The sequence below is a fragment of the Streptococcus sp. 29887 genome, from assembly GCF_032595075.1.
Classification (GTDB): domain Bacteria; phylum Bacillota; class Bacilli; order Lactobacillales; family Streptococcaceae; genus Streptococcus; species Streptococcus iners.
This window is the reverse complement of the sequence record NZ_CP118735.1, coordinates 468,706-482,160: the sequence shown is the minus strand read 5'-3', so window position 1 is coordinate 482,160 and position 13,455 is coordinate 468,706. Positions and strand designations below refer to the sequence as shown.

The window sequence follows — 13,455 nt, the reverse complement described above, 5'->3', positions numbered from 1 at the left end:
AGATATTCAATTTTCAATGGACAAAATCTTAACAACTTCCGTTGTTAATGGAGCCTAGCGGGATCGAACCGCTGACCTCCTGCGTGCAAAGCAGGCGCTCTCCCAGCTGAGCTAAGGCCCCACAAGACCTCTCAAAATTAAAGAAGACTAACGTACAGGTTCCATTTCCTTAGAAAGGAGGTGATCCAGCCGCACCTTCCGATACGGCTACCTTGTTACGACTTCACCCCAATCATCTATCCCACCTTAGGCGGCTGGCTCCTAAAAGGTTACCTCACCGACTTCGGGTGTTACAAACTCTCGTGGTGTGACGGGCGGTGTGTACAAGGCCCGGGAACGTATTCACCGCGGCGTGCTGATCCGCGATTACTAGCGATTCCGACTTCATGTAGGCGAGTTGCAGCCTACAATCCGAACTGAGACTGGCTTTAAGAGATTAGCTTGCCGTCACCGACTTGCGACTCGTTGTACCAGCCATTGTAGCACGTGTGTAGCCCAGGTCATAAGGGGCATGATGATTTGACGTCATCCCCACCTTCCTCCGGTTTATTACCGGCAGTCTCGCTAGAGTGCCCAACTGAATGATGGCAACTAACAATAGGGGTTGCGCTCGTTGCGGGACTTAACCCAACATCTCACGACACGAGCTGACGACAACCATGCACCACCTGTCACCAGTGCTCCGAAGAGAAACCCTATCTCTAGGGCGGTCACTGGGATGTCAAGACCTGGTAAGGTTCTTCGCGTTGCTTCGAATTAAACCACATGCTCCACCGCTTGTGCGGGCCCCCGTCAATTCCTTTGAGTTTCAACCTTGCGGTCGTACTCCCCAGGCGGAGTGCTTAATGCGTTAGCTGCGGCACTGAGTCCCGGAAAGGACCCAACACCTAGCACTCATCGTTTACGGCGTGGACTACCAGGGTATCTAATCCTGTTCGCTCCCCACGCTTTCGAGCCTCAGCGTCAGTTACAGACCAGAGAGCCGCTTTCGCCACCGGTGTTCCTCCATATATCTACGCATTTCACCGCTACACATGGAATTCCACTCTCCCCTTCTGCACTCAAGTTTGACAGTTTCCAAAGCGTACTATGGTTAAGCCACAGCCTTTTACTTCAGACTTATCAAACCGCCTGCGCTCGCTTTACGCCCAATAAATCCGGACAACGCTCGGGACCTACGTATTACCGCGGCTGCTGGCACGTAGTTAGCCGTCCCTTTCTGGTAAGATACCGTCAAGTGAGAAACTTTCCACTCTTCTCACAGTTCTTCTCTTACAACAGAGCTTTACGATCCGAAAACCTTCTTCACTCACGCGGCGTTGCTCGGTCAGGGTTGCCCCCATTGCCGAAGATTCCCTACTGCTGCCTCCCGTAGGAGTCTGGGCCGTGTCTCAGTCCCAGTGTGGCCGATCACCCTCTCAGGTCGGCTATGTATCGATGCCTTGGTGAGCCGTTACCCCACCAACTAGCTAATACAACGCAGGTCCATCTCATAGTGAAGCAATTGCTCCTTTCAAACATCTACCATGCGATAAATGTTGTTATGCGGTATTAGCTATCGTTTCCAATAGTTATCCCCCGCTATGAGGCAGGTTACCTACGCGTTACTCACCCGTTCGCGACTCACTTATCTCGGTGGAGCAAGCTCCGGTGAAATAAGTGCGTTCCACTTGCATGTATTAGGCACGCCGCCAGCGTTCGTCCTGAGCCAGGATCAAACTCTCATAAAAAGTTTTGATTCAAACTCAAGCTATCACTAGCTTTCCGTTTTATTGTTTTTGTTCATTGACGATTTATCATTCGATAAATCACCCTGCACGTTTGGTTCGTCTTCTTTAATTTTCAAAGGTCTTGCTCGTCGCTCTTGCGACAACTATCTTAGTTTATCATTTCTTCAACTGCTTGTCAACACTTTTTTGAAACTTTTTTTATTTTCTTTTTTCGTGTTGTCTCGCTTCAGATTTGACAACTCAATTATTCTATCATCTTCATTTGACCTTGTCAACTACTTTTTGAAACTTTTTTTCAAACGGTTAACAGGTTCTCCAAAAGACAACTCAATCATTCTATCATCTTCATTTGACCTTGTCAACTCTTTTTTAATATTTTTTGATAACGAAAAACAGCTACAGGTGTAGCTGTTCAAATCGCTTATTGGCGAACTTCAAGAAGTCCCAAATCTCCGTCCTCGCGTTTGTAAAGGACGTTGGTTGTACCGTCGTTAGCATCAGTATAGATGAAGAAGTCGTGTCCTAGCAATTCTAATTGAAGGATAGCTTCTTCCATATCCATGGGCTTCAAGTCAACTTGTTTGGTGCGAACAACTTTTACTTCTTCTTCCGCTTGCTCTACAAGTTCATCTGTAAAGACTTGACCTGTTGCAACTTTTTGACGGTGTTTTCTTTCAATCTTAGTTTTATTGCGACGAATTTGGCGTTCAATCTTATCTACGACAAGGTCGATAGAGCCGTACATTTCTTGTGAAATGTCTTCTGCACGCAGAGTGACAGTTCCTACTGGGATAGTCACTTCAACTTTAGCACGCTTATCTCGGTAAACTTTTAGATTGACCTTAGCATTCAACTCTTGATTTTCATTGAAGTATTTCTCAATCTTTGCTACTTTCTCTTCTACATAAGTACGAAGTGCATCTGTAACTTCAAGGTTTTCTCCACGAATACTGAATTTAATCATATTAGTACCTCTTTCTTGGCTTTCGCCTTTCTTCACTATTATTATATCACATTACCAAAAAAATGCAAGCGTTTTCTTATCGTGCGAGTGAAAATGTTTTGATTTCTTTCTGACTTGTTTTCATGAAAAGCCTTGTAGCAAGCTGGATTGTAGCCCCTGTTGTGTAAATATCGTCAACTAATAAAATTTTTTCTGGGAGACTTTTTTCATCCACCAGATAAAATGTTTGTTCTGTTCCTAGCCTCTCTTCTCGACTTTTTGAGGATTGCTTTTGGCTAGCTCGTTTGCCTAACAATTCTTTATAGGGGACCCTAGCCGCATCCAATATTCCTGTCACTTGATTAAATCCCCGTTCTTCTAGTCGTTCTTGACTGAGCGGAATGGGAACGATTGTATAGTCGGAATAAGGTTCTAGAGCTTTTTGGACTTGTTCTGCAAAGATTTTCCTGAGGATGTAATCGCCTTGAAATTTGTAGCGACTAAAGTAATCTGCCATGGCTTCATTGTACTGAAAAATAGCTGTGTGAGACACTGATTTCCCTTGGCTTAACCAGTAACGACAGTCTTTGCAGGTCTCTTCTTCTCCACTTTTAGCACAATGCGAACAGTGTTGCTCTGCTATTTCTTCAAAAGTAGCCATACAGTCATTACAAACTCCTGACTGGGACTTACCAAAGAAAATAAGCTCAGAAAAGGTTTGTCTGGTTTTCATGGTTTGATCACAGAGTAAGCAGTTAGACATAGCCTGCCTCCTTGTTCATTTGTTTGATTTCTGCAATAGCCTTTTCAATGGAACGAGTAGACCCCTCGTGGAAAAATTGGAGCAAGCCTGTCGGACGGTCTATACTTCGACCTACACGACCAGCAATCTGTACAAGACTAGACGATGTGTAGAGGTAATGATTGGCTTGGACCACTATAACATCTACTTTTGGAAAGGTGACACCACGTTCTAAAATGGTGGTAGAAATGAGAATGGTAATCTTTTGATTGCGAAAGCCTTCTACTATATCAAGTCGATTTTCAGTTTGACTGGATACAAAGCCAACAGTTTCTTCTGGAAATGTTTTTTCCATTATCTTAGCAAAATCTTGACCTTTGGAAATTTCTGGCACAAATATGAGCAAGGGGTGACCTGTTTTTCTTTGTTCTTGAATGGCTCGAGTAAGTTTGGGGGCTAATTTCTGTTTTTTTAGATTGGCATCAAATTTGGAAAACCAAACCTTTTGCGGAACAACCAGTGGATTGCCGTGAAATCGTCTGGGGAGGCTGAGCCGTTTTAATTTGCCTGTTTTGACTTTTCTGTCCAGTTCATCTGTTGACGTTGCCGTCAAAAATACTTGGACACCGTCTTCCTTAACCGCGTTATCAGCAGCACGGTAGAGCATGGGGTTGTCAGCATAGGGAAAGGCGTCGACTTCGTCAATCAAAACCAAATCAAAGGCCTGGTAAAATTTTAGTAACTGATGGGTGGTCGCTACAACAAGCGGCGTTCGGAAATAGGGTTCTGACTCTCCATGTAGCAAACTAATCGGTACTGAGAAGTCATCTTGAAGGCGCTTATAGAGTTCTATGCAGACGTCTATTCGAGGACTAGCTAGACAGACTGCCCCTCCTTTATCAATCACGGATGCAACTGTATGATAAATCATTTCCGTTTTTCCTGCTCCTGTTACAGCATGAACCAGTGTAGCCTGTCTTTTTCCTACATTCTCAACCAATCCATCTGAAATCATTTGCTGCCAATCTGTTAATGTCCCCTTCCATTTCAAACACCTATTTACAGGAAATTCTTCCTGTGGAAAATGATAGAGTTCTTCATCTGACCGTACTCTGCCTAGAAGCAAACAGGCTCGACAGTAGTAGGCATCATTTGGCAATTTATTTTCTTCTTCAAAAGCTGTACCACAGCGAAAGCAGGCATGCTTGTCGGTGACACTGGATAGCTTCTCTGCTTTTTCTCGCTCTGCTGGGGTCAATTGGTATTTGGTAAATAGTCTTCCATAATAATTTTCTAATTCTTTCATCACTTATTTATTCGGAATTTCTTGTCAGTTTTGAAAAAAATTAGTACAATTTGCTTATGAAAGAATTTAAGACGATTAAAGAAGACGGTATTGTTGAAGAAGAAATTAAGAAATCTCGTTTTATCTGTTTTATGAAGCGAGTGACCAGTGAGGAAGAGGCTCGCGACTTTATCAACAAGATCAAAAAAGAACATTACAAGGCCACCCATAACTGCTCTGCCTTTGTCCTTGGAGAAAATATGGAAATCAAGCGGTCCTCAGATGACGGGGAACCGTCTGGTACTGCTGGAGTACCCATGCTAACGGTTTTAGAAAATCACCAACTGACCAATGTCGCAACAGTGGTTACCCGCTATTTTGGTGGTATCAAGTTAGGTGCTGGCGGTCTAATTCGTGCCTACGCTGGTGCTGTTGCTAGTGCTGTCAAGGAAATTGGGGTTGTGGAAGTCAAGGAACAGGAAGGAATTTCCATCACCATGTCCTATGCCCAATACCAAGAATTTGCCAATTGGCGTGCGGAGCGAGGTCTGGAAGAGTTTGATACTCAATTCACGACCGAGGTGTCAACCATGATTTTTGTGGATAAGGAACATTTGGAAAAAACTTTGGCTAGCCTGACGGAGTTTTACCATGGAAAAGTTCAGGCGGAGAAGACTGACAGCCGTATCGTTGAGGTACCTGTCCATTAAAAAAGACTATCGTTATGATAGTTTTTTTACTTATTATATAGCTATTTATAGTTACAACTCCCCGACTATTCCCCGACCTCTGGACAAGGTCTTTTTTTCCGCAAAACGGCAATTTTGCAAAATGTCCGTGATAAAGGTAAAGTCTATTGTGCAATTTTGACTGCTTTTGAACAATAGAATACTGTATCCTACTGTATCCTACTGTATCCTACTGTATCCTACTGTATCCTACTGTATCCTACTGTTTCCTACTGTATCTTGAGCAACAAAAAAGGCCCAGCAATCGCTGGGCTGAAATCTATTTTATTGTTCCCCACAGGCTGATTCTGTTGCCTGCGCTATCCGTCTGACCTATCGCCACATAATTACGATAGCCGGAGCTACCGATATAGCTAATCCAACGGTAGCCATTAGCAGAGCCCTTGCTGTCATATTTGACAGATCGGCCAGGTTCGTAAACAGCTACGATTTCACCGTTAAGGCTAGGCGCACGGCGTACATTGATTGGGCTATCTCCGACAGTAAATGTACCGGTCTCTGGAATCAGCTCAATTTCATCCGAAGTTGGTTGGGCAATTTGGGTATTGCTACCAGCTGAGTACGGTGGACGGAACCATCCTACCACGTTTGAAAAACCACGCTCGTTAAAACGGGCAGGCCCTCCAACCTCTAAAGCGTCCCAGTTGCCGTCAATGTTTTGCTCGACGGTTTGCATGGTATATCCGTCGCTATCGGCTATCACGATACCAGTATGTCCGTAATTAACACCGCCGAAGAAGGCGTTAGATACAAAGAAATCGCCTGCTTGCGGATTGGCATCAGTAGGCATGTAATGGACTTCCCAACCGACTGCAGCAGCCGAATTGAGCAAGTCGATAGCGTTGCCCCACAAATCAACACCAAACCAATGTTTGGCAGTGTAGCTTGGCACATCCGCACATTGCGTACCAAACATGCCGTCCTTGTCAACACCCATGCCAGCGTTGGCTAGGTTAACGAAAAATTGTACTACTTCATTTGCGGTTGTCATTTAACACCTCCATAAATGGTAAAAGCAAAAATGCAATCGGCGCCAATATAATCAACGCCAACACACAAAAAATAATTTTAAGAGTCCTCATCAGTCCACCTTCGGCTCGTAGTAGTGTAGAGCCTGTTCGCTATCAGCAATCCCGTTAGTTGTCGGGTCGTTGATGACACCGACCACGGTTAAGATGGACATGATTGTGCCAAAAGTGGTTTCCCAATCCTTCGGCACCCAATTAAAGCCTAATTGCTGTGTCAATAGCACAATCAATGGCATTAAGGTCCACCAAAATGTCTTATTTCGGAGTCGTACACCCCAATTGATTTTACGCATATTATCCCTCCTTTATTTGTAATTGTATATAAATTTGGTACATGGTTTCTATCTCGCCGTTACCACCAAGTATCTTGTAGCTATCAAATAGCTTGGCAACTTCCCTGCGTTCTTCCAGCGTTGTCCATCCACGCTCGATAGCCATTTCCAAGTCCTTGTACAGCAGATACCGACGGCTACTGCGACTGCTATTTTTAAGCGTTTCTACTTCTTCCTTGACATCATTAAGGCTGTTTCGGTTATCGCTAACGACCTTTTTTACATTGGACACATCGTCTTTGATGTCTTCCATACTCTGTTTAAGTTCGCCGAATTGAGCCTTATTGAGATTGTTAGACCGTGCCGCAAGATAGCCAAAACCACCAGTAGCGATGACACCGATAGTAGGTGCCACCGCTCCGATGATGTGTAAGATTTGATCTGCCATAGGCTAGACCCCTGGTGTTTCTGGTGCCTGTGGGTCTGTCCAGTCTGGGTTGCCATGTTCGTCAAATTTCATAATCCAATACTCTTCGTTGAGCATGTCGGCAATGTTAATGGTAGTGGTAGTACTACCCCACTGGTTAAATGCCCAAATCGTTTCCACGTCCACAAACTTGCGACGACCATTTACAATTGCAGGACGCTTTTGGACATCACGGTACATATAAAAGTCCTGTGTTGCCGACTTACAACGGATAAATTCCCCATTTTCCTTCATGTAGTGGAGTGCAGTCGCAAGGTCAAATGGTTGCGTTGTTTCTTCCAAATTAAGCAATGTGTTGTTAGTAGTTTGAGTCATGATTATTCTCCTTTTTGTTCAATGATTTCTTCTGGTTTAGTAGCTTCGTCCAGTTGCTGAGTTAGATCATTAATTTCCGCCTGCAAAATGGCGATGGTATGCTGTGCCTCAGTTAGTTGCACAGCCAGCAAGTTCTTCGTCGTCATTTCCTCTGACAGTTTTGACACGAGGTCGTTATTGGTCAAGCGTAGCGCTTGATTGATTTGTTCTTGGTTCATGTTTATCTCCTATTTATTATCCATTGTTTAAACGAATAGGTATTCCCATTCACGATTATATATACATCGGTGTCATCAAAGGCTATCCCGTTGCCAGAGTTTCTGGTAAGTTTCAACCCGGAATTACCAAAAGGATCAAGCCTCAGGTAGCCGTACGATTTCGTTGCCAGAGGGTAAATTTTGTCGGAAAGATATATTGGACTTGCAATACGCACTTCTCCGCTTCCGCCATCAACTTGAATAGCGGTACTGTACATGCCATTCGTCATTTCATAGCCTAAAGCAAGTGAATGATTTTTATTTGTATAAATATCAATCCCTTTTGATAATCCGATACCTAACCTTGTAATATTTCCATATCCAAATCGTCCGACTACAGAATTGCCATCTTTGAATAAGAAACCGCTTTGATTATTATTTACGGTGATTAGCCCAGTTGTTAAATCAAAAGTAGTCACGTTGTTAACTGCAGATATAGTCTTCCCACGTAGCCAGCCTATCAACGCATTTTCGATTTTCGCTTTAATAAATTCAGCATCAAGCCCCTTGATGTTCGACACGTCCAGATTGATGATTTTAGCTATCCCTGCATCAATCTCACCGATATGTGCCGTACCGATTTGACCTTTGCCAATCATAGCTGACTTGATAACACCATTTTTGATATAGGTCTTGTCACCTATGCTAATAAGACCCTCATTAATCCTGACAGAGCCATCTGGATTTAGGTTAATCTGCCCCAACACATCGCCTGCTTTGGTCAAGTTTTTAATCGCATAAGACCCTGCCAATTGACTCACCCGTGTAGCCGTACCGCTAATCTTATCCTTTACTTCGGTTAGAAACAGGCTATCAGCCATAACCATACGAGCTACTTTATCCTTGATACCAGTTTCCGTTGAGCCGATGATTCGCTCGTAAAGACTTGTCGTTTCCTTGACTGTTTGAAATTCCGTCTTCGTCGTATAGTTTGCTAAATCACCAGCGTTTGCAATTTTTGTCCATTCTTCCCACGTAGTGCCAGCACCATAGCGCTCAAATGTAGCGCGGTCTGTTTTAGCGGTCTGTTTGACTTTCCCTCCCGACGAATCATCCCATTGAACGTTCGTTGTCAAAATTGCATATGCGCTTTCGCCGATTAATCCAATTACTGTTGATCTTTTAAATTCCTCGACTGTTTGTCTTGGATAATTAGTCCAATACCATTGCGGACTTTGATTGTCACTACGAGTATCTTTAATTTTTTTATCAGCAAGTATAGCTTGATTAACCTGCGTACTTGTCAGACGTTTACTAATCTCTTGTGCATTTTGAGTAATAGCGGTCTCGGCACTACTTACACGACCAGTTAGCGTGTTGTAATCGGTCTGGGATACTTTGCTGGATACGTCCCCAATCAATTGATTGATTTTAGTTTCGGCAGTAGAGACCTTATCCTGAGTCGTTGTCAAGCGATTGGATAGTTGGGTCTGACCTTCGGCGGTCTGAGTAATTAAGGTCTTTGTAGAGTTTAACTCCGAATTGATATCCTCTGGAGCTGGTGACCAGTCGCTTGGAATAGACGACAGTTCGAACTTTGGACGACCAGCTAATGCAGTACCGCCAACTTGGATATACATATTCACTTTGTTCGCACTTACAACCGAAACTCCCTCAGGAATTTTTCGCGTAACCGAAATTCGTTCCCTCGGTTGCGTTCCTGATACGATTTTTTGGCACTGGAGATACAAGACTTTACCGTCTGACAGATTTAATCGCAACTCGCACCCAATACGGGATAGTCCTCTTGAATCAGGTACAAGATTCTCGCCCTTGATGTCCAAGCTAATGGTCACATACTTTCCAGAGTATGCGTAGTCGATAAATTCGGGAGAGGTATCAAAATACCTACTTCCAGAGGTCGCATAGACATCGCTCTTTAAGATATAGTTCCGCCCGCCCAAATCACTCGGAATTTTACCCTCAACTCGAGTTAATTCCGTCCGAATTTGACCAGCCACGGTATCTACCTTGGCGCTAGCTGCATCGATTTTGCCATCAAGTGTCTGTGTACTTGAAGTCAATTCAGTCAACTTACGGTCTACAGTCTCTTGATAAGTCGCTAGATTTTGCTTGGCAGTGTCAGCTGTTGACTTAATCTCATTGAGTTTCAACGTTGTTCCGCGGACATCCTCTGTGTAGGTTGATTTCGCAACATAGTCGGTAGCAATCGCAGTTCGCTCTGCTGCTATCTGTTTAGCAGTCTCAGTCCGACTAGCAGTCAAATATTGGCTGGCTCGTGTGCCTTCCGCGTCTTTGTACGTTTCCAGGCTTTCAATCCTTGACTTAAAGCCTTCTGCCGTCTGTTGAGCGTATGACTTAGCATCTACTGCTTTACCATCCGCTGTTTCTATCCGTCTAACAAGTTCTGCGCTATTCTCGGTCGCATTTCGGACATAAGTTGCAAACTCAGAACGAAAATCTTCCGAAGGTTCCGCATAATCCTCTTTAAAATCTGAGATATAAAGCATCATATTTTTGATTGACACGTTTGTATTTACCGGGAACGAGTTGCTAAAACGTATAAATACATTATCTGCCCAATATGATGCATTGGAACTACTTAAGTCAATAATTAAGTCAATATGTTGTACATCTGTCGTGTTGCCTTTGAAAGTAACGCTTGATGAGTACCAAGGTGTCGCTTCGAAATGGACTCTCGTTGTAAAATTTTGCGGAAGAGCTGGACTAAAAGCAATATCAAACGACACCCTCACCTTATTTCGCTCAAAACGTAAGGTATTTTTCCAAAAATCTTCGTAGATATATGTCCGAAAATCCTGCGTTACGGCATTAGTGATAAGGTAGCTTCTATCTTTTGCATTTTTGAAGTAGTTTCGATTGCCAATTTTGATACTTTCGAATCTCTCTTGTATCCCAGTTAAGCCTACCTCAATCGTACCAGTCCGACGATTGATACTATCAATCTGCCCTGTCTGAGCATTGACAGTCTGCGTTAGGGCTTCGTACTGGGTTCTGGTTTGGCTCAGAGTGTCTTCTACTGTCTTGGTCCTAGCGGTGACACTAGCGATATTCTGCGTAGCTTCCTGCATGGTTCGTGACAGTTCTGCGACTGTTGACCTGGTACCATCTGCCAGAGTTTCAACGGTCGTCACACGATTGGTCAAAGCCGTCTGTGCTCGTGCTTGCTCCAAAATCTTGCTCGCTTGCAAGTTGAGGTCATTGCGCAAGGCTGTGGCACTTGCTTGGCTATCTCTAGCCTTTTGGTCCGCACTAGCGATTGCTGACTGTAGCTCAGTCTTAGCAGTGTAAAACGCCTGACTAACCGTCGCTACCTGTGCTCTCGCATCTGCGATAGCTTCGGTCTTGACCTGGTTAGCTCTAGCCAATGCACTAGCAGCATCCGTCTTAGCTTGGTTGGCAAGCGATTCGATAGACTGGGTTTTGGACAATATATCCGCAACCTGTCTATCGTGTTCCTCAGATTGTGCTTGCATGGTTGTGTTGACTTGAGCGATTTCCTCCGCAATCCTATCTCGCAAGGCTTCACTCTCGTAGGTTCTCAGAATTTCTTCCCAGACTTCTCCAGTCCAACGAAGCATGATTTTGTGCCCTTCGTGCTCTGGATCTGGCTTATACCAAATATCGTTAATCAGCACTTTACCTGGATACTTGACAGTAGGGTCTTCAGCACCGTACCAGTTGTTGTTAAAGCCGTCTGCACTCGGCAGATAATCAGGTAAGTTCTGGACGAAGTTGGAGAATTCATTATTAACAAACTGTTCCACAGCCTTGTCCGCAATGGTCTGAACTTTGGCTTCGTTACTTTCGCCAATCCTATCTCCAAGCTTGATGTCGCTGGATTGATTATTGAGTCGGTTAAAGGTAATTTCGAAAATCCGAGTATCATAGTCCAGTTTCTTGTCATGCCGAACTACTCGAATGGTATCCCCGATTTTTACACCTTTCAGGTAAACGCTAGATGTCTTCAAGGTCAACTGCGGACGTGCAGAATCCACTAAAGCCCTGTAAGTCCGTTCAATCAAGACTTCTGGATTTTCTTCTTCTGAAAAGTCCACAAAGCCGATTTTAGGACGCATAGAGCCATCAGCATTCTTGATACCATATTGTCTGGTCATCAAGGGCAATTCTAGGTATTTCTGCCCTTTAGGCTTATCAACTGGTTTGCCTTGTGTCCTTGACCAAACCACATCTTCAAATGTGATTTTTCGACCGTAGCCGTCACCAGTTTCTTCACCCTTGCCACGTCCGACCAGGGCAGTAAAGATGTTGGTACGTTCCACCTCTTGTAAGATTTGCAAGGCATTGTGACCATAAACCACACGCTTACCAATTGCTTCACCGATTCTTTGTTTAAAATCAATATAGCGAGCACCGATGCGATTGCCGTTCATCTCGACGAAAAATTGCATCTCCAAATCCCAAACTTCACAGACCTTTTTCAAAGCATCGAAAATCGATGTGTAATAAAAATTGGTACTGTGTGGAGTGGTTTCTCCGACAAAGCGAGCCTGCCAGTTAGTTCCAGCGAGCAAGTCTGTAATCACATCACGGGCAAAGGCATTCTTTGGACGCTTGTCATAGACAGGTGACTTCCGAAGCTCCTCAATCCCAGACTGGACACCAATCAGAGTTGTCAGACTATCTGAAAATTTCTGGGCCACGTAGAAATAATGAAAGGTATGAGCATCTTCCATGGTCTGAATAGCCATGTATTCGACCTGCTCAAGCTCATCCGCATTCAGTCCTTTGAGTTCAACCGTCAATCGATCAGACACGTAGCGTTCAGTTGTCAATGCGTACTTCTGCAAGGCAGTCTTGACAGCTGATTTTCTGACAATCTTGATTAGCTTCTCATCTTTATCAAATAAATAAATCACGCTCTCTCATCCCTCCAAACTACATTTTTTACTGTGGCATTCTTTGCCGTGATAGTATCTCCATTCTTGACCGTGAATTGTTCCAGCGGACTGAACCGCTCCAGCTCACTGAGGATGTTTCTTCCGTTGTAGGTGGCAGTTACTTCTTCATCTCCAAATGTGACCACAATGTCTTTTCCAGCCACATAAGAGCCAGCAAAAGATAAAATTTTAGTCCCGTTGATAATCTGTACCTGGTTAACCGTCCCAGTCGGTGTGACCGTGATAGACTCAGGCAAGACTTCAATGGCATCGGATAAAAAAATCAGCCCAGTGGAATTCTGGGCATTTTTCTTTTTGTAGCCATCTGGCACTATCAGGGCGAACTTGCTGACAACAGACAAGGATTTTTCCTCAATGTCATCCGCTCCGCTGAAATAGCCATAGTAGGTGTAAGTCGGCTCGTCCTTGAATGTAATTTCCAGATAACCGCTACTAGCAAGTGTCCGCAAAATCCTGTTGAGTTTCGCAAACTTATCCCGCATATCCGCACTGGTTCTAGCTTTTAGTTGGTACTTGATTTCAAGTACACGCTCATCATCAGACACATCTTCCACCCATACGCCACGGCGGCCAGGGACAGAGGCTGTCTTAACCGATTGGCCAAGCAACCCCCTACCTGTTACCGTCAAATGGCGGTAGCCCTCAACCAGTTGATTGAGGGGTACACCGTTGATGGACATGTTGTCGGAGGGGACAGCTTGATTTAGTTGAGTACTCACTGTTGTATCTTTAAAATCGTACAT

10 protein-coding genes, 1 tRNA gene, 1 rRNA gene and 1 pseudogene are annotated in these 13,455 nt (G+C 44.1%); 1 reads left to right on the top strand and 12 read right to left on the bottom strand.

What is annotated here, in order from left to right:
- Positions 1-48 precede the first annotated feature (48 nt).
- The 5 genes from PW252_RS02500 to PW252_RS02480 all read right to left on the bottom strand — a co-directional run bounded on the left by PW252_RS02500 (position 49) and on the right by PW252_RS02480 (position 4,721).
- Positions 49-121: transfer RNA gene (locus PW252_RS02500), tRNA-Ala, on the bottom strand.
- A 52-nt stretch (positions 122-173) separates the two neighbouring features.
- Positions 174-1,730 (bottom strand): 16S ribosomal RNA (locus PW252_RS02495).
- Between the two features lie 421 nt (positions 1,731-2,151).
- Positions 2,152-2,694, bottom strand: a complete 543-nt coding sequence (gene hpf / locus PW252_RS02490) for a ribosome hibernation-promoting factor, HPF/YfiA family (RefSeq protein WP_105117239.1) — start codon at positions 2,692-2,694, stop codon at positions 2,152-2,154.
- A gap of 76 nt (positions 2,695-2,770) precedes the next feature.
- The gene (locus tag PW252_RS02485; protein ID WP_248049339.1) at positions 2,771-3,436 is read right to left on the bottom strand and encodes a ComF family protein; all 666 of its coding nucleotides are present in this window, start codon (positions 3,434-3,436) and stop codon (positions 2,771-2,773) included.
- Positions 3,429-4,721: a DEAD/DEAH box helicase gene (locus tag PW252_RS02480; RefSeq protein ID WP_248049337.1), complete on the bottom strand. Its 1,293-nt coding sequence runs from the start codon at positions 4,719-4,721 to the stop codon at positions 3,429-3,431. Before PW252_RS02480 ends, PW252_RS02485 begins: the two co-directional genes overlap by 8 nt.
- 56 nt (positions 4,722-4,777) lie before the next feature.
- Here PW252_RS02480 and PW252_RS02475 point away from each other — a divergent pair, with 56 nt between their 5' ends.
- The gene (locus PW252_RS02475) at positions 4,778-5,410 is read left to right on the top strand and encodes a YigZ family protein (RefSeq protein ID WP_248049335.1); all 633 of its coding nucleotides are present in this window, start codon (positions 4,778-4,780) and stop codon (positions 5,408-5,410) included.
- A 298-nt stretch (positions 5,411-5,708) separates the two neighbouring features.
- On the opposite strand, the pseudogene PW252_RS02470 reads toward PW252_RS02475, so the two are convergent.
- The 7 genes and pseudogenes from PW252_RS02470 to PW252_RS02440 all read right to left on the bottom strand — a co-directional run.
- Positions 5,709-6,425, bottom strand: a pseudogene (locus tag PW252_RS02470) (SH3 domain-containing protein); the annotation flags it as partial.
- 105 nt (positions 6,426-6,530) lie between these two features.
- Positions 6,531-6,770 (bottom strand): phage holin, encoded by a 240-nt coding sequence (locus PW252_RS02465; RefSeq protein ID WP_248049333.1) that lies wholly within the window; start codon positions 6,768-6,770, stop codon positions 6,531-6,533.
- Between the two features lies 1 nt (position 6,771).
- On the bottom strand, positions 6,772-7,197 hold the full coding sequence (locus PW252_RS02460; protein WP_248049331.1) for a hypothetical protein: 426 nt from the start codon (positions 7,195-7,197) through the stop codon (positions 6,772-6,774).
- 3 nt (positions 7,198-7,200) lie between these two features.
- Complete coding sequence (locus PW252_RS02455; RefSeq protein ID WP_248049330.1) at positions 7,201-7,551, bottom strand: hypothetical protein; 351 nt, start codon at positions 7,549-7,551, stop codon at positions 7,201-7,203.
- Between the two features lie 2 nt (positions 7,552-7,553).
- The gene (locus tag PW252_RS02450; protein ID WP_105144558.1) at positions 7,554-7,769 is read right to left on the bottom strand and encodes a hypothetical protein; all 216 of its coding nucleotides are present in this window, start codon (positions 7,767-7,769) and stop codon (positions 7,554-7,556) included.
- A 2-nt stretch (positions 7,770-7,771) separates the two neighbouring features.
- Positions 7,772-12,670: a phage tail spike protein gene (locus tag PW252_RS02445; RefSeq protein WP_248049329.1), complete on the bottom strand. Its 4,899-nt coding sequence runs from the start codon at positions 12,668-12,670 to the stop codon at positions 7,772-7,774.
- Positions 12,667-13,455, bottom strand: a complete 789-nt coding sequence (locus tag PW252_RS02440; RefSeq protein ID WP_248049328.1) for a distal tail protein Dit — start codon at positions 13,453-13,455, stop codon at positions 12,667-12,669. The genes PW252_RS02445 and PW252_RS02440 overlap by 4 nt, the downstream gene beginning before the upstream one ends.